Here is an 18,403-nt window from a genome sequence, read left to right as displayed (position 1 = left end):
AATTTAATTATTGAAAAACGCATTCTGGATGACGCGGGCCGCCTCTGCCCTGTTCATCGATTGCTCGGGCCGGAACATATTCCCCGGATAACCATTTATAACGTGCGCATTGCGTGCCGACATGACGTAGGCATATCCCCAGTATGAAGGCGTAACGTCGGCGAAAGAATCCCCGGAATAGTCTATGGCGAACGCTCCTGTTTTAATGAGAATCGTAGCCATCTCGACCCTCTTTATTCTCGATTCCGGTGAGAAGGTCTTACCGCTATAGCCGGTGATAAGGCCCATATCATGCGCCGCCTCGATATACGGCCAAGCCCAATAGGTTTTGGGGACATCCTTGAAATAGCCGCTGTAGAAGGATTTCTTGGAGAGGCCCATTCCCTCCATCAGCATTTTTATATACTCAGCGCGGCCGACCGCATTAGCCGGTTTGAACTCGCCGCCGGGATAGCCTGAGAGCACTTTCTTGGCTGTAAGCGCTTCAATATCGTCAAACGCCCAGTATGACGGCGGAACATCGCGGAACGTCTGTTGGTAGCAGACGGTCTCCGCCGTGCTCGAATTGCCGCTCTTATCATAGGCGACAGCCCGTATCGAATTGCGTCCGGTAAACTGGGTCGTGTTGATACTTAAACTGTACGGGAACGTCGCGGCCGAGCCTACACGCTGGCCGTTTACAAAGAAATCGACAAAAGCTATGTCATTGCTGGCGTCGGAGACGTCTACGATTACGTTCAGGGTTTTTCCTGAGACGGTAATACCGCCGGCCGGTGCGGCGATTCTTACAACCGGCACGGTGCTATCCGCGGGCATGCTTACCGCGCGAGCCGCATTGATGCGCCCGTAGCCGAAATACCGGTCCCAACCAACCGTGCCAAGGTCATCGGCAGAGGCATATATCTTGCCCTCGATCATCGCGTTGGTGAGATTCGGGTTGATGGAACAAAGCAACGCTGCAAGACCGCTGACAAAACCCGCTGCCATTGACGTGCCGCTATGCACTTCATACGGCTGGCCATCATACGATTTTGCCGGCGGGAATGTGGATATAATCGACATTCCCGGCGCCGTGACATCGACATAATTACCGAAGTTTGATTGCGGTACCCAGGTATCATTTGTGTCGGTAGCCCCAACGCCGATTACGCCGTCATATGCCGCCGGATAATTAGGCTCCGAACTGGCTTCGTTGCCCGTTGCGGCAACTACCACAACACCTTTATCGTGCGCGTATTTGATCGCATCGGCGAGGGTACGCGACTGCGCAGGCCCGGCTAGACTCATGTTAACGATATGGGCGCCGTTATCGGCTGCCCAGATAATGCCCTGGGCGATATTGGCGTCATCACCATAGCCGACGTCATCAAGAATCTTTACCGGCATAATCTTGGCAGCCGAAGCAATACCCGCGATACCTTTGCTGTTGTTGGCAACAGCCGCTATAATTCCGGCGATATGCGTGCCGTGGCCTGCGTTATCGGTCAGAATGTCATCGCTCAGCTGGCGACCCGAAACATCCGAGTAAAAATGCTTGCCGAGAATGCGGCTTGGATTGTTCGGGTCCATAGCGAATATGCCCTGCAAATCTTCGTGAGAGGTATCAACGCCGGTATCAAGTATGGCGACCTTTACGGCGTTTGAGCTGCTTGATGCCACGCCCCATGCGGTCGGCATGCCGATCTTTGCAAGCCCCCACTGCTCGGAGTACAAAGTATCGTTCGGCGTAATATCTGCGGCTTTGCGCTTGTAATTGGGCTCGGCATACTCGAAGAGGTCGCTCGCATTATATGTCGCAAGCGCTTTCTTTAGATCACTGCCGGTAAGACTGACTTTCATGACGCCGAGTTTATTGGTCGATGCGGTCTTTACGCCGATCTGCTCGTTGAATTTATTGATCGTGGCGCGGGTTACGCCTCGCTTAGGTCGTAGTAAGACCTGGTTGGCTACCAATTTACTTGCTGAAATACCGCTTGCTGATTTTGCGGCTGCGGTGTGCGGTTTTGTACCTTGATTCCCTACCGCCGCGTACCCGACCATCTGGCAATTAATGATGAGTGACGACAGAATCACTGCCACCAAAGGTTTTACTCTTGTAAGCGAAGGCATTCCTTGACCACCTAACCTACTTCAATAACCACGGTCTGTTTTTCTTTGTGAGTTCCTGATTGTACACAGAAACAAACCTGCCGACATTTCTACTTTGGATACGACATATGGGTGGATGCAAACTAGTGCCACTGAACTAACATGGTATGACAAAATGCCAAATTGGGCAACGGTTATTTGGTGGCTAAACTGAAAATTAATTTCAGTAACAAATCTTAACACTTCCTTGACCAGGTATTTTGCCAATCATTTACAAGTAGCAGAGATACTGTTTGTATTACATTATAATACAAACGAGTTATTTTACAGGATTGTTTTCGCGCTTGAGAGGTAACCTTTTTAGCTGCGTGTGCTATCTACCATTAGGCAGATAGCACACATGAATTTCAGCGTTATGCGATAGCAAAATCGAAATTATATCGCTTATTTAGCAGCCCATAAAGCAAGCTTCTATAAGTTATCGAGCACCTTCGCGCTTGTTCGTTAACCTTTAGAGACAAGCTTTTGCTACTTATTAAGCAACCTGTAGAGGCAAGCGGACACATCTGCTCGCGAACAGGTCGTATTAGGCCTGAATTTGCCGTTCATGTAACCGTTGATAACCCCATTCGATGATGCAACCAAGATATAAGACTTAGCCCAGTGGCCACCGGTATCGCGGAACCCTGCAGCACCCGTCTTCATTTTCAGCCCGGCTGCTTTATCGAGAATCTTAACCATTTCGGCACGTGTTATGTTGCCGTTCGGCTTAAATTTCCCGTTATCGTAACCGCTAACATAACCTCGATCGGCCAGCGCGGCTATATAGCCCTGTGCCCAGTGTTTCTTCGCATCTTTGAATGACTTACTGCCTTTAGACGGAATCTTAAATGCTTTAGCTACAAGAACCACGAACTCGGCTCTGGTAATCGCCTTGCTTGGCCGCAGCGAACCGTCTTTGTAGCCGGTCATGACTTTACACTTCACCAGCCACCGCATATATGAATTTGCCCAGCACTGAGTGCCTACACCCGGCGGCGATGGCGGAGTTGTGCTTTTCTCTAATGTTGTCGACGTGGTCGGGCATACCGCTGTTGTAGAGGTGGTTGGTTTCGTCGATGTTGTCGTAGTCGTTGGCTTTACCGAGGTGGTAGTCGTAGGATTATTTGTCGTGACCGGCGTATCGGCTATACCGCCAAAATCGGCTGTCCAATACCACTTGTACGTCGAATTTGCGTTATATGCCCTGCTTATCCCGACCGCTTTGTAATCCTTGCCAAGCATGATTGCATTATGCCCGGGCGAGTTCTTCCACATACTAAACGTCTGGGCCCCGGTCGATATTCCGGCTGCGATGTTCTCGCCGAGATAGGTATTTCCGCTGTAACCGGTCGCTTTGATCCTGTCGGCAAAACTCGCGCCGTTGAGTGAGTCATGTGCGAAATAATTCTTGGACGCCATGTCTGAACTGTGACTGTATGCAGCCTGTGTAAGCTTGGTTGACAACACCAGTTTCCCCAAACCTTGCTGGGCTCTGTACTGGTTAATTTGATTAAGGAGTGCAACCTCCTCGCTGTCGGCCCCTCGAGTAGCGCTCGGGGCTATAGCCACAACTATGATCACCATCATTGCCGCTACGATTGCTAATGCTGTTAGTCTTTTGTAAACCACAAAGGCCTCCTTCGAAATTGCTTACTTTGCTACGGCTCGCTTTACTACCGCATGCATACCGTTAATTGGTACGTTTCTAATGCTATTCATTAGTTTACAGGTAATTGCAGATTAGTAAAGACCCCTGGTAGTATCCTGGTGATAGAAAGCGTTCATCAGCATAATCAGGGCAAATTGCCTCTTCAAGCTTTATAACGCCGCTATAATGTATTTAGTTACGGCTGACTTATCTTGTAAATTATTTTTGACGACTCCGCCCTGTTTGTAGGGTTGAGCGGTTTAAACGTGCCGTTTGGATAACCCGAGAGCGTACCATTACTGTACGCAGCCATAATCGACTCACAAGCCCAGAAATCTTTCGCGACGTCTGAGAACACGGGCTCTTTAAAACTCGACGCTATATGCCGGGCGCTCGTAACTATTTTTGCGGCTTCGGCCCTGTTGATCGGCATATCAGGCCTGAACCGCCCGTTTACATTACCGGCGATAATGCCGGTGCGACGGGCCGCCTCAACATACAACCATGACCAATGAGTCTTCGGCACGTCCGGGAATAGCCCCTCGAACGTTGTCGATGCTTCGACTTTCGTTGCCGTAACAACCATTTTAATGAACTCGGCTCTGGTAACGAGCGCATCCGGCTTAAACTTACCATTGCCGTAACCGTTTACTATGCCTTCTTTGGCCAGGGTGTTTATGTACTGGAACGGCCAATCGCCGGGTTTCACATCGGTGAACAAGCTCCCCCGCTGAGCGGCGACAAGCGAAGGATACGGATTGACCGGATTTTTGTAACCGCCAAGGTGTATTTCAAAGTGCAGATGCGGGGCTGTATCCTCGGCATTTCCACTATCGCCGACGTAGGCGATATGCTGGCCCGCAACTACGCGGCATCCATCGGTAATATCCGGCGCATACGCGCAGGCCGGACCGCCCAATCCATCATCGGTACCCGGTGTATCGTTGTTTATGTGAATATAGTAGTAATCGTTGCCGTCGTCACCGTGAAGCATCAAATTATAGTATGGAAGCCCGTTTGCCGTGCTGGTTTGCGTCCCGTCGTTGAGCCAGTCAACCGTGCCGTCTACCACGGCGAGTATATGCGTCATCTTGGCGGCCATTATATCGCAGCCTTCATGCCCCCTCTTTCCGCCGTCTCGCGGAGCACCGAACGAGTCGGTATAGTTACACTTGCCGCCGAGCGGAAACACGATCGGTACAACCACCTTTACCGGTGGATTTGTTGTTGTGGGAGTTGGCGTTTGCGTCTGCGCCTTAGCGTTTGTATGCAACAGCATCATAACAATTACAGCAAGCACAACAGGAATCAAACGTAGGAAGGTTCTTGGCAACATCGTTTGCAACATATAGACCTCCAAAGCTACCGTGGGGGGGCGGATGCATTCATCGTAGCATAACCTTTGTTAGAGTAGCAGGTAAATGTTACCGATGCAAAGGCACCCATTTGGGTGCCTTCTAGTATATTTCTTGTGTGGCAAGCGCTTTGTACCTGCTTAGCGCAGGCCGGCAGCGCGAGGGCGCTCGGATTGCCATTCGCTATAGTATAGCTCTACTTGAGGTTTATTTATAGCGCCCCCTAACTTGAGGAATTTACAGCTTAATCTAAATACCAGGCATTATTAAGCCTATAGTGACTATGAAGTCTTACATTATACTTCCCTATTCCACATGTTAAGCTAGGGGTGGCAGCTCACCTTCAAACCTATAAGGATGCCTCCGCTTGATGTCCCGTTATTCACTTTAACATCGTACACTTTCAAACTTGTCTTACAGGTCTCTAGCAGTCTACGCGTTATAACTCACCGTAAAAAGCCCACATATAAGAGTAGGGCCCAGAATAAATCTAAATGCGAGGAAGCATCGTGCAACAACGTTCGCAAATACCGCAAAGGCAAAACGAGCAACAATCCAATAGACGTATTATTTTGACGATATTGCTAATCGCTGCGTTTGGTTTGCGGACGGCCTGGGTTTTATGGCTGCCGTCGATCCCCGTGAGTGATTTTGGATGGTACTACGACCGGGCCTTATCAATACTTGCAGGGCATGGGTACAGTATTGCGGGTCACTCGACCGCACAATACCCGCCGGCATATCCCTATTTCCTGGCTTTTCTTCTGTGGATTAGCAGAGGTCTTCTCGGTGTAAAACTAGCACAGGCTGTAATCGGAACATTCTCCTGCTATCTTGTTTACCGAATTGCACGACTCGTCGCCAGCGAGCGAGTCGCGCTTCTGGCAACGGCTCTCATCGCAGTGTATCCGGATTATATTTTCTTTTCTAACCTACTCGCATCGGAAAACCTTTTTATACCACTCATGCTTGGTACTATACTACTTATCCTTGATGATAGCCTCCCGCTCAAACTCCCGGTACGCATCGGCGCCTCCGGGTTGATGCTGGGGCTAGCGGCGTTAACACGGCCGGCGATCCTCTTGTTTCCAGTTGTGTTTCTTATCTGGCTTATAATCAAGCGTACCCGGTTCTCCCAAGCGATAGGTTATAGCATGCTTATGGGCGTGCTGATGCTCGCGGTGATCCTGCCGTGGACGGTTCGCAATAGCGTTGCTCTCGGCCAACCGGTATTGATCTCGTCGAATGGCGGTACGGTGTTCTGGATGTCAAACTCTTCCGGTGCCGCTAAATACGGTTCCGGCGGCCGTTACTATCCGCCACATAATCCGATCGAGCAAACCAAGGGTGAAATTGCACGCAGCGACCTTGGTTATCGCCTGACGATAGCGGCTATCAAAGCAAACCCGCGGCAATTTGTGGACACGATTAGCCTTAAATATCGCCGCTTTTTCAGAGCTCCCGACGGACTAGGTTGGAACCTACTTGATTCCAAGGATCATAACTGGACAAAAGAGATCTTAAACAAACCATTCTACGTGCGCCCAATAGGCGGGTTTAACCCGGGCATCTATAATGTGTGGAAGCGCAATCTTACCATGATGGCGTATTTCATGTGGGGTATGACCGGGCTTGGTTTCCTAATGCTGCTTCGTTTCCGCCGCACCCAATACGCCTCATTACTCCTACTCCTCTATGGTTATTGGTTCTTATTCCACCTTATATTCGCCTTCGGGCACCCGCGTTTTGTAATGCCTCTTGCAAGCTTGAACGCTATTCTTATAGCAAGCTTTTTAGTCGGCGCCGTCGAAACCACTACCTCATGGTTTGAATCGCGAACCGGCCGACTCATTATAGGATACGCAACGATTATTGACATCGTTGCAGGCATGTTGGCTATTGCACTATGGCTGCCACCCCTTATGAACTCCGATAACATGATCGATCAGGATGCAGGTTTAATGTTCGGCGTGTGTGCTCTTATCGCCTTTGCAGCGAGTACGGTGATATTGTGGCGTGCCCGCGGTGGTTTTGCTGATGAAGAACAGCCTGATACGCCCGCCGATACCATGGTTCTTGATCTGCGAGATACCGTGTAGTTGAATCTAGGCGTCGTTAACCTAAATACTGATGGTTGGAATAGGCGTTTGAAAAAAAGCGGTGGGGTGTTGCCCCACCGCTTTTTGTTACCCATCGCGATGTAATTAATGCCGCGCTTTCACAGAGCAAGAGTGCAATATGTGTCTATTGAGCCCAGTTAAAGTTGAACTGTGCGGCTTCGGCCCTCGTAGCCAGATTATTCGGCCTAAAGGTATTGTCCGTGTATCCAGACAAGAAACCATCATTGCGCGCCGTCATGATCTCGTTAAATGCCCAGAAACTTGATGGCACATCACTAAATGTCGTGCCGTTTGTGTTTGTAGCGACACCCGACGCTCGTACTATAATCGCTGCGATTTCAGCCCTTGTTATATTGTTATTCGGACGGAACCGGCCATCCGGATAACCTTTGATCAAGCCGGCGGCTCTTGCCGTCGCTATATAGCGAGCCGCCCAGTAGTTTGCCGGTACATCGCCAAATGATGCCGCACCGGCTGGAACAAGGGTAATGCCTCTCGTTATGACGGCCATTTTAGCAAACTCCGCCCTGGTTACATTGTTTTGCGGCCGGAACCGGCCATCCGGATAACCGTTAATAACACCCCTAAGCTCAAGGAAACTGATTGCCGCCACTGCGAAGAACCCAGGCTGCCCTGCAACGATATCCGGGAACGTTATGGTCTCACCGGTAACAACCCTGGCGTTTGCGGCGCTGCCAAATATGGGTGTTGCGGAGGTCGGCGTTCCATCGCTCGCTAGTACCTCGACCATTACGGTCCCCTCCGGAGCCGATGCGACTACATCATACCTGATGTTCGTTATGCTGATAGTTGTTGCCGCCCTCGTCGCTGTGGCTGCCTCAGTGATCGGTATACGTACCATACCGTTAACCAGGGTAGGCATACCCACGGTTGCATTCCCCGATGAGCGTGTTACCTCGGGCACGGAAGAGAACGTTACACCTCTGGCGGTCGACGTTGCTGTCGAGGCTATGCGCAACCAGAGATCTTGATTGTTAAACGATCCCGTAGTGCCGCTCGGCCCCGTACTTTCACTCACCCTGAGATTACCGGCCAACTGACCGGTAAAGCCCTGCACCACCTTCGGCAACCGTGCCGGCCCCGTAATCGCCGCGGCAGCCTTACCGCCTGCTCCTGATGCCGGGCTACCGAATGCTATAATTGCACCCAGGAATAACATGCCGGCAACCAATACCATGGCCAACGATAAAGATAGTAGTCGCCTTTCCTTTCTCTCCATATAAACACCTTCCTCTCCTGAACTCATAAATGACCTGAAGTGCTTTTTTTAATTTCATCCCCTTAACGATTTCACCGTTGTTTTGTACCCACTAATGATTATTAATAACTTATGATTACCGCTAGCCACCACCTCCCTCCCTGCGAATTGCCGCAGTAGCCTTAATTTGTGAGCAATTATGTCGTGAGTTATGCGATCCCTAGCTTAGACAAGTTCGAATTTCGACATGTGATTAATAAGCGGGGATAGTGAGAGTACGCTCCATGGTTGCTAGGTTGGATATCTGGCCTTAGGAGTTCGTGCTTGTCTTGTAGGATAAAAGTGCGGGAAATAAAAAGAGCGCCTCTTTCGAGGCGCTCTTTTTTAGTTGTGCTATGTAAGTTTAAAGAAACTTACGGAACGAGCCACTTGAAGATCATCTGGCTTGCTTCAGCGCGGGTTGCGTTGTTGCCCGGCTTGAAGGTGCCGTCGGTGTAACCACTGACAACGCCCTTCACAGCAGCTGTGACGATGAAGTCCTTAGCCCAGTTGCTTGAGATATCGGTGAAGCTAGCACCGCTCGTTACAACTGTGTACTTCGCACCCGTAACGACCATCTTAGCGATTTCCGCACGGGTGATCTTGTTGTTTGGACGGAAGGTTCCATCCGTGTAACCGCCGATGATTCCAGCAGCCTTAGCAGCCTCGATGTAGCCGGCTGCCCAGTTGCCACTGATGTCGCTAAAGCTCGCAGTGCTCGGCGTGGTCGCTTTAAGACCAGCAGCGAGGCAAACGATCTTTGCGAACTCGGCACGGGTTATGCTTGCGCTTGGATCGAAGAGACCGCTTGTACGGCCGCTAATGATGCTCTGGCTTGCAAGGTAATCAATCGCGTTGAATGCCCAGAAGGTTGCTGGGACATCGCTAAACTTGGCTACAGCGGTGCCGATTGTGGCATCGCTTACAGTTCCAATCCTTGTGCCAGCATTGGTAACGAGAAGCTGAATTGCACCAGCTTTTGCCTTGGAATTGATATCATACTTGATACCAGAGATCTTAATTGTGCTTGCCTTGGTGCTCTGAGTAACTGTAAATGTAACATCCTCGCTACCTGCTGCTAGCGTAACATTACTGATAGTTATATCACCGCTGCTAACTGATACGGTTGGTGCTTGACCTAACAGTACCTCTTTATCAGCGCTGTTTCCGAAGACATGCAGCGTGACAAGACCGGCAGTAAGAGCACCAGCCTTCGTCTCGGTGATAAGAACATCGCCACCAGCCTGGTTTGCAGCATTGATCATAAGAGCAGGCGTGGTTACTGCGCTGAGTTTTACAGTCTGGCTGCTGTTTACGTTAGCAATTGTAAGTACTTTCGCACCTGCAATTGTTGGGATACCAACAGCAGTACCATAGATCTTAACCTGGACAGCGCCATCGGTGAGACCTGAAGCATTGACCGCTATGTTGCTGATGCTGATCTTGCCAGCAGCGGTTGACTGATCGGCGATCGTCCATGTGGCTCTCTGGAAGCCAACGACTGTGGTGAGGTTACCAGGAAGACCTGTTGTTACAGCGTCGCCCGAAGCATTCTTTAGGGTAAGGCCGGCGCCTGAAGGAGTTCCAACAGGGCTGCTTGCGAATGTACCGCTAAGAAGCTGAACGGTAAGCGTCGTATCAGAACCTGCAAATGACGAAGCTTTGCTCTCACTAATTGTGATACCCGCTGCGGCTTGGTTGATACTATTGCTGATAGTTGGCGCTGCCGCCGCCTCAAATGTGAGGGCATCCGTAGCTGTAGTTTTAGCTACTTTTACGCTCGCCGGTGCCACTGCATAACCAGTGTTATTGGTTGTGGACGTGAAGTTAACATCAGCATCAGCGGCAAAACTTGCTGCGACATTAACGTTAGCTGCAAAGGTGATTTTAATCGGTGATGTTGCAGCTGCACTTACCTGCCATGTCGCTTGAGTGCGATCGGCGTTTAACGAGCCGTTGAGCGAATAAAGGCCGAACCCGGTGCCCGATACAATGGTGGCTACCGGTGGCTCATAGAACGTAACGCCAGCCGGTGCGGTAACTGTGAGGATATCGTCTTTCTCAACAGTGCCGGTCGCTGACTCGTCAAACTGGAACACTACAGCTTGATTGTTAGTATCGGTTTTGAGAGCAGTGTTTACTGCAGCGCATGAGAAGATGAGTCCGTTTTGTACCTTTGCCGGAAATGAATGAAGTGTCTCTGTTACTGCTCCCGAGAGCGAACACTTCATATCAAGGGGTCCTGCAGCGACAATGCCCAGGTCTACCTTTACGTTGCTGATAACGACTACATCTTGTTTGGTGTTGTCGCCATCTATCGTAAATTGGATGTTTGTCCTATCGGCTGCAAAAGTAATCTGGCTTGCGGCAAGCGCCGTACCGTTAACGGTGACGGTTGGTTTCACGTTAAATTTCACCGCCGCACCAACATTACCCTCCACCTTAATTGTTACAGGGCCGTTCCACTCATCGTGCGCAGCCGAGTTTTCCTTGATCGTAATATTATCTGTCGCTTGGTTCTTTACAACAGTTGCGCCAGCACCGGTTATGACTTTTGCAGTCGGTGATGATGGGGAAGGTGTTGAGGCAGCCAATGCTGCAAGTGCGCCAAGCGGCAGCATGCTGATAACCATTGCGACAACGATTAACAGCGATACGCTTTTGTTTCTAATCATTAAAGCACCGTCCTTTCGAATTCCATTGTTTATACTAAATGTCTTAATATTGTCCACCTCCTTCCACGACAGTGTAAATCATATATAAGTTAAGCGCTTATGCGCATAATAAGAATTTGGTCTTTCAGGGTTTCCTTACGAATATATAGACGCTTTCGCGATAGTAAAAGTTACGGGTAAAGCTGCGAATATTTGTTTAATTTTTTTAGCTTTCAGGCTTACCTGCTGCGTTCGCCTGATTAGCTGCATCGTCTATATGTTTAACGGTGAAGCGACCATGGTTTGAGGAAGTTGTGTTTCCTGCTTTGTCGATTGTGACAACATGCCATTCCCAATCGCCGGGCATGAGCACGCCATCGAGTTGATATGCGTTGTTAGTAAGACCGCTCACTACATAGTCGCCTTGGCTAGCATTGCTACGTAGATACAACGTATAAGTATCGGCATCATTCGTTGGATTCCACACAAATCGGAGTGCACCATTTTCGGTACTTACTCCATCCAGAGGTTCGATCAAATTAACGCGCTCGGCAATAGTATCAACTACTACTTCAGCCTTGCGGTGAGCGAGTTGGCCTATAGCGTTTTCAACTCTCAAGCTATACTTGCCGTCGGCGATTTTCTTGCCGTTAATGTCGGCGCCGTCCCATGTAAAGTCTAAGTCTTTACCGGAATCTTGCCCGGCGATCGTGGCAATCTTGGTTGCGCCCTTATAGAGACCGACCATATAATCGCCTTCGGCGCCTGCAACCGATATGCCAAGCTTATCTTTAACGCCATCGCCGTTCGGGCTTATGTATTGACCGGCAACCTCTAGAGAACTAATCTCAAATGGCTTGATCGATGCCAGAGACCGCCTCGCAACGGCGGTATCCGTGCCGACCAGGGTATTTCTCTTCTGCTTGTCGGTATTTACGGCTTTTGCCTCGGTTACGCTGCGGCTGTTATCCTTGTTGTTTTCTGAAGACGATTGGTTGTCATTCAGAGCGACCTGCGTATCGGGAGAAACGGCTTTGTCGTTATTAGTATCCTTGGTGGAACCATGTACGGCTGCAGCAAGCTTTGTCGTTTTATCTTTTACCGATTGATCCAGTGATCTAATGGCGCCCTCGAGGTTATCCTTCATATCGACAGAAGAGGCTTTGGCCATCTTCTGGGCTTCGGACAGACTCCGGTGCGCATCATTATATATGTCTGCGGCTGTGCCCTTCTCGCCCGCTTTCTCAGCAACCTTCGCTTCGGCTATGCGCCGCTGTGCGATCCCATAGTGAAGTTTAGCTTTAGCCTTGCTATCAAGCGTTAGCGCAAGTTGAACGCTTTCAGTTGCGCGCTTGACTGTGTAGAGCGGACTCCCGGGTAAACTATCGGATGATACATAAACCAAACCGCCAACGAGGATTGCTGCGACTGCGGCTGCGGCCGTTGCGGTAACGTAGGCGCGTCTGAAAATATTGATGATGTTAGAGCGCCTCTCAGCCGCAATAGCCGGTTCTTGAATCATAGCCGGTACACCATTTTCGATGGCTTCGAGGAACTTGGCTTTACCGGTCTTCATATAGAGCTTCGAGGGGCGCAGCTCGGGATAGTCCGTATAGGACTGCTTCACGCAGACAAGCGCCTCAAGTAACCCTCTCAGCTCTTTACGCTGGTTCGGGTATAGCCTTAGGCAATCCTCTATCGAGGCACCTGAATCGATCAGCTTGACACTGTACTCGAGTGCGCTCTCTAGCTTTTTGTTTGCGTTCCCGTTGCTGTTTTCCACGTTACTCACCAGGTTTCCATCTATATACTAGGTAACTGGAACCTTTCAAAGTTGCACGTTACCCAATTATCTATCCAAGCTAGTCTTATGTCCGTCTAAAAAACGATCTCCGGCTGTTGCCGCTTAGGACCGGCTCTACCCTTTCGGAGGCTTCGCTTCTATAATCCTTGTTTTCAAGAATCCTCTTCAGCGACGCGAGCGCCCGCACTTGCAGTGATTTTATCGAGCCCTCGGTCTTATCGAGTACTTTGGCGACCTCGGCGTTGGAAAGCCCCATCGTAAACCTGAGCAGTAAGACCTGCTGCTGCTCCTCGGTAAGCTTGCCAACCGCCACTTTGACCTCTTCTGCATCGAGCGCAGTTATCACTGTATGCTCAAGGTCCGCCGCGTTTCTCTTATCAAAGAAAAGTTCTTCAATATCCTCATCAAGCAACACGTGCATTTGCTTTGACTTCGACCTAAAGTGATCGAGCGTCGTGTTCTTAGCAATTCGCAGCAGCCACGGATAAAATGATTTACCGTCTTCCCTGAAATCGGGGATCGCAACGAGCATCTTTAAGAACGTCTCCGATGTCAGATCTTCTGCCACTACCCTGTTATTTACTTGATAGTAGATATAACGGAACACGTGAGGAAGGTACATATCGTAGAGCTCGGTTAAAGCTTCCGAGTCCGTTTGCTTTGCGTTCATTACCAATACATCGAGGTTCTTCGGGTTATTCATAGACCCTCACCTCGAAATAAGGCAACATTGCAACGGCCCTTCCACAAAGAAAAGACGGCGCTAACGCAAAAAAGTTACGGGTTATCTTAATAATTCTTAAAATTCTTGACAATTTCTTCCTAGGTCTGGGGGCAGTGAGGTGGCTTATGACCGCTATGGTGTTTGTTTCATCTGCTCTTTTGTTGCTTGATTCGAACACCAACCGCTGTTTTTGAACGGGTGTCACGAAAGCCTCCTCCGGCTGTTGGGCACTTGCTACCATTCATTGCTACGTTTATATTGTTGCGATTCCTTCATCCGCCGACTATCTTTATTGATGCGGCAGATTGAAAAGGCTTTCTTCCTTTTACAATCTAACAGGTTAATCCTTGTAAGCTGAGTAAAATTACAGCCGCTTAATTATCAGTACACACAGCTTATAATTGTACAATAAAACCGGTTTGCAAGGAAGCGATTTTGCGGAAAATGTGAGTGGTTATGCATCATGACAAGCGTATTATAAAGGCAGTTCTGCGGTAGATATGTTTCCCCTTATTGCGCTAAGCTAGCTTGCCAAAGAGATGGCTGGCAATGCCAGCCATCTCTGTTTGCGCAAGCCTGCAATAGCTGGAATGACGAGCCGCTCAAAGCCCTCGCTAAACAAGTTCATGAATTCTCTGCGATCTTCCTGGTTCATGCTACTTCATCCCTATATGTTGTACCTACTTCACTGCAAGCATTCTTGAGATAATTACCGCGATTTCGGCACGTGTGGCGTTTGCGCCGGGCTTGAAAGCCCCTTCCGGGTAGCCGGTAACGATACCGTTTGACGCAACAAGCTCGATGGATGTTTCGGCCCAGTGACTCGATATATCCGGGAAGCTTGCAGGCTTTGATCCGGTGGTGAGGGTTTTTGCGCGTGCGATGATCGTGCAAATCTCAGCCCTGGTTATGAGCGCCGAAGGCCTGAAAGTGCCGTCGGAATAGCCGTTTGTTATACCCTTGGCCACTAGCGCCGATATATACGATTCGGCCCAGTTTCCGTTGACATCGACGAACGTGCTCGTGCCTCCAGTTGGAATATTTAACGCAAGGCAGAGCATCTTGGCAAACTCCGCACGCGTTACGGTGGCGGTAGGCTTGAACCTGCCGTCACTATAGCCGCCGATAACGTTCTTAGCCGCTAAATCCTCGATTTGCGGAAACGCCCAGTACCCGAGCGATACATCCGGGAACGTACCGGTTATCTGGGCAACCCAGGTGCTTTTTAAACCGAGTTTAGTGCGCAGTGTCGCCCCCGACATCGCCGTACACGATCCATCAGTCTTGGTTATTTTGAGCTCAACGATGCGCGGTGAAGCTCCTGTTTTCGTTATGGCTACGCCGGTAATGCCGGTAATGCCGAGCTTCGACTCAAAAGTACTCTTGGCAATGGCCTGCTGCCAGGAAAAACTCGAGTTGCCCGACTGCTGGCAGTACGCTTTGCCGGAGGAGTCTAAATCGCTTACTCCCTTAAGGTAAGGTTTAGCTGTAGACCCACTCCATGCAAGCTCTATATTCTCGGTATGGCCACCGCAGCTGGAGTAATAGTAACAGGATATTACCTTACCGTCGTAAACCATTACTTGACCGTTAGTGTCTGCAACAGCCTTTGCCCAGCGAGCACCCCAATTGGTGCTGCCCGACGTCTCATTTATCTTATCGACACCCACATATACCTGGCTGCGGGTATCATCATACAGATCAAAGGTGCTTTGCGGATGCATATTGGCGATAGCGTACGAGCGGGCGGCGACCGCCTGTGAATAGAGCGCGTCGTACGGCCAACTCGACGGAACCTCGCCCAGGCCGTTTAAGTAATATGGCTCAAAGCCCACGTTATTTACCAGATAGACGGTGCTCTTTGCCGCGGGATAGATGTACATAGCGCCGCTATAGACATGAAATCGTTTTCCGTTTGTGTTATACACGGTCATGTTTGTATCGGAGTTCGAAGTTATTACCAGAGGCGCAACCAGTCTATCAACCGTTGTACTGCCTTCGGGTGAAATTATCCTGAGCGTGCTGTCCGGGTTTGCGGCAACCGACCATTGTCCCTTTGCGCCCTGATATGCATAGGTGCCATCGGTTTTTACAAAGTCGAGCGCCGAGCCGTTAACACCCTCAACAGTAGCTTTGGCAAGGTTAGATGCCCCAAAAAGCCGCACTCGCACCGAAGCTGGTCCGGCATAGTTGCCGGACAGCTGAGCGCCCTGGAAGTAATGGGTGAGAATCTCGCTGTAGGTTTGACCGGCATCCGCCCTTCCCTTTGCGCCCCACTGGCATAAACCTATTCCATGTCCGTAACCGAAGCCTTTCAAGGTGTATTGGCACTCAGCAAATGCCGGGGAGCCAATCAAAAGGATTGCGCACAGCGCAAGAAGTGAAATAATTAGAAGGTTTTTACGCATCGCAAACTCCAAACACTAGTTGCTATTTCTTGATGAGCGATTCGTCACGGGTAAGCGGTTGGCTGGTATCTAGGTGCCCGGCTATGGTGTCCACAGCTTTGCCGTTGACCATGATCTGAACCTTTTGAATGTTTTTAAACTCGGTGAGCGTATCAACAATAGATCCGATTGTCATCTGCTCGCCGCTGCTTCCACCCCAGTGCTTGGTAATGAGCTCCTGTGAGAAGTTAACGTACGCGACACCCTTGATGATATCTACATTAAGCACCTTAGCTTCAGGTGGAATCGTTTTGACATGAGTGCTCTCTTTGAGGCTTGGGCCTTTTATGAGCTCTTCAATCGCAATCTTGGCGACGGTAGACGTCTCGGGTATCTGTCTGATTTCCGGTAGTAGATGCTCGCCCTGTGTGTCACCAAAATACAGGGTTATGGGGATGGTTTTCTTCGGAGGAAGCGCTTGTGCGGTCTTTTCCTTGGAGACTGCGTTGCCTGCCGCATTATCTTGTTCCGGCTGCTGGACTACTGTCTTCGACGGTGCGCTTTTCGATGCTTTGCCGGATGTTGTTGCCCCGCCCTTGCAACCTGCGACAGCAACTATGACCAGCAGAACTAATGCTATTGTGATTGCTGCTTTGATTATTGCTTTCACTATAGTTCCTTTCACTGCGGCATTACATCTTTTCATTATTATAATACAAAACGTTAGATTGAATAGTGTGTCTTGCGAGTGAAACCGGCTTTGGAGCTGTAATGTACAAAAGGGGCACGCATGCTCCTTTTGTATGCTCTCAATTTATTTGTTCAAATACGTATCAACATATTTTGCGATGCCGTCGCTAATGCCCTGGGCTTCTTTCTGCCGGAACTCATTTGTCATGAGCAGTGCGGCTTCGCTCGGGTTGCTCATATATGCGGACTCGCAGAGGGACGCCGTCATTACGGTCTGGCGAAGTACTGCGAAGTTAGCCGTTAGCTGCCCGTCGTCTTTACCGGCAACGCCGGCCCAGCCGAACTCTTTGACGAGCTCCTGCTGGATCATTTTGGCCAGGACCGCACCCTGCTGTGAGCCGGGGAAACTATAGACAGCCGTCCCCATCGCAGTTTCAGTTGCGTTGGAATTATGATGAATGCTTATAAACAAGTCCGCTAAAGCATTATTGGCGCATGCGGCCCGCTCGGACAAACCGATATAGGTATCCGTCGACCTGGTCAACACCACTTGATAACCTTTTGCGACCAGCAAATCGCGAACCCTCAGCGCAACAGCAAGGTTGATTTCTTTTTCTTTCAGCCCGGTGCTCGCTGCAACCGCGCCCGAGTCGTACCCACCGTGGCCTGGATCTATCGCAATAATAATCTTGCCATCGTTAGCAGCTGTTATCGGCGTCGTCGGCTCGGTCGACCCCTGATCGGACTGAGTTGGCGGTGTAATAGGCTGGGTAGTAGGGTCCGCAGGCGTTGTAGGTTGTGTAGGTTCGGTCGGTGCGATTTTTGCGTTGAGTAAATTGTAGATCGCCCGCGCCACTTCAGCACGGGTTGCGGGTTGCGCCGGCTTAAATGTACCGCCGCGATAGCCGCCCATAATACCGTAATGAACGACCGTTTCAATATCACTATACGCCCAGTATTTGGCGGATACATCTTTATATGTCGCACTTGCCGGGGTTATGGCTTGGGTTTCGCCCGCTCGCCTAAGCATCCGGGCCAGCTCTCCCCTGGAAATCTGGGCGTTCGGCCGGAATGTGCCGTCCGTATACCCTTTTACGATACCTTCAGCGGCGCTTGCCTTGATGTAGCTTACAGCCCAGTGCTTGGAAGTTACGTCCTTAAAAGTGCAACTATTAGCGACGGCGGAAGCCAGCGGATATTCCTTAGCAAGGGCTACGAGTTTCGCCATTTGCGCCCTGGTTACCGGCTTTGTGGGACGAAACGTGCCATCGCCAAAACCCGAAATAATTGATTTGGACGAAAGATCGTTTATGATCGCTGTGAGCTTCGAATCTTTAACGTCGCTGAACGAAGCGTATGCGGGAAGAGTTAGCACGAGGCTAATAATCAACGTGAGAGTTACTACCAATAGTCCTCGTCTTGCCATAATAAACCCCCTGGTACGATCGGACTATAATTATTTTTACAAGCTTACGTAAAAACGCTACTATGAACTAAATATCGGCAGATTCTGGAAATTCTTTAGGTTGCTGGGTTTGTGTGCCGCTCTATTATTACCCTAAGTGAGTCTCTCTTAACTATCTAGAACATAGGCAGGCTAAGCGGACTAAGTAATCTCGCATTAGTGTACCAC

At 49.9% G+C, this 18,403-nt stretch carries 12 protein-coding genes; 1 reads left to right on the top strand and 11 read right to left on the bottom strand.

Annotated elements, in window-relative coordinates; genetic code table 11:
* Nucleotides 1–3: 3 nt before the first annotated feature.
* The 3 genes from VGK02_11750 to VGK02_11740 all read right to left on the bottom strand — a co-directional run bounded on the left by VGK02_11750 (nt 4) and on the right by VGK02_11740 (nt 5,126).
* Nucleotides 4–2,109: a S8 family serine peptidase gene (locus VGK02_11750; GenBank protein ID HEY3375715.1), complete on the bottom strand. Its 2,106-nt coding sequence runs from the start codon at nt 2,107–2,109 to the stop codon at nt 4–6.
* Nucleotides 2,110–2,616: 507 nt separating this feature from the next.
* Nucleotides 2,617–3,759, bottom strand: coding sequence for an S-layer homology domain-containing protein (locus VGK02_11745; protein HEY3375714.1), 1,143 nt, complete (start codon nt 3,757–3,759; stop codon nt 2,617–2,619).
* Nucleotides 3,760–3,974: 215 nt separating this feature from the next.
* On the bottom strand, nt 3,975–5,126 hold the full coding sequence (locus VGK02_11740; protein HEY3375713.1) for an S-layer homology domain-containing protein: 1,152 nt from the start codon (nt 5,124–5,126) through the stop codon (nt 3,975–3,977).
* A gap of 516 nt (nt 5,127–5,642) precedes the next feature.
* Here VGK02_11740 and VGK02_11735 point away from each other — a divergent pair.
* The gene (locus tag VGK02_11735) at nt 5,643–7,232 is read left to right on the top strand and encodes a glycosyltransferase family 39 protein (GenBank protein HEY3375712.1); all 1,590 of its coding nucleotides are present in this window, start codon (nt 5,643–5,645) and stop codon (nt 7,230–7,232) included.
* Between the two features lie 145 nt (nt 7,233–7,377).
* On the opposite strand, the gene VGK02_11730 is transcribed toward VGK02_11735, so the two are convergent.
* The 8 genes from VGK02_11730 to VGK02_11695 all read right to left on the bottom strand — a co-directional run bounded on the left by VGK02_11730 (nt 7,378) and on the right by VGK02_11695 (nt 18,196).
* Nucleotides 7,378–8,493 (bottom strand): S-layer homology domain-containing protein, encoded by a 1,116-nt coding sequence (locus VGK02_11730; GenBank protein HEY3375711.1) that lies wholly within the window; start codon nt 8,491–8,493, stop codon nt 7,378–7,380.
* Between the two features lie 392 nt (nt 8,494–8,885).
* Nucleotides 8,886–11,186, bottom strand: coding sequence for an S-layer homology domain-containing protein (locus tag VGK02_11725; GenBank protein HEY3375710.1), 2,301 nt, complete (start codon nt 11,184–11,186; stop codon nt 8,886–8,888).
* A 205-nt stretch (nt 11,187–11,391) separates the two neighbouring features.
* Nucleotides 11,392–12,948, bottom strand: a complete 1,557-nt coding sequence (locus VGK02_11720; GenBank protein ID HEY3375709.1) for a DUF5667 domain-containing protein — start codon at nt 12,946–12,948, stop codon at nt 11,392–11,394.
* A gap of 85 nt (nt 12,949–13,033) precedes the next feature.
* Nucleotides 13,034–13,672, bottom strand: coding sequence for a sigma-70 family RNA polymerase sigma factor (locus VGK02_11715; protein HEY3375708.1), 639 nt, complete (start codon nt 13,670–13,672; stop codon nt 13,034–13,036).
* Between the two features lie 544 nt (nt 13,673–14,216).
* Entirely contained in the window at nt 14,217–14,348 is a 132-nt protein-coding gene (locus VGK02_11710; GenBank protein ID HEY3375707.1) for a hypothetical protein, read from the bottom strand.
* Between the two features lie 25 nt (nt 14,349–14,373).
* Nucleotides 14,374–16,101, bottom strand: a complete 1,728-nt coding sequence (locus tag VGK02_11705) for a SpoIID/LytB domain-containing protein (GenBank protein ID HEY3375706.1) — start codon at nt 16,099–16,101, stop codon at nt 14,374–14,376.
* 22 nt (nt 16,102–16,123) lie between these two features.
* Nucleotides 16,124–16,750, bottom strand: a complete 627-nt coding sequence (locus VGK02_11700; protein ID HEY3375705.1) for a GerMN domain-containing protein — start codon at nt 16,748–16,750, stop codon at nt 16,124–16,126.
* Between the two features lie 144 nt (nt 16,751–16,894).
* On the bottom strand, nt 16,895–18,196 hold the full coding sequence (locus VGK02_11695) for an N-acetylmuramoyl-L-alanine amidase (protein HEY3375704.1): 1,302 nt from the start codon (nt 18,194–18,196) through the stop codon (nt 16,895–16,897).
* Nucleotides 18,197–18,403: the final 207 nt, after the last annotated feature.

Source organism: Candidatus Aquicultor sp., from assembly GCA_036504445.1.
Classification (GTDB): Bacteria; Actinomycetota; Aquicultoria; order Aquicultorales; family Aquicultoraceae; genus DASXVE01.
The sequence above is the reverse complement of the archived record's forward strand: the minus strand, read 5'-3'. Positions and strand labels throughout refer to the sequence as shown.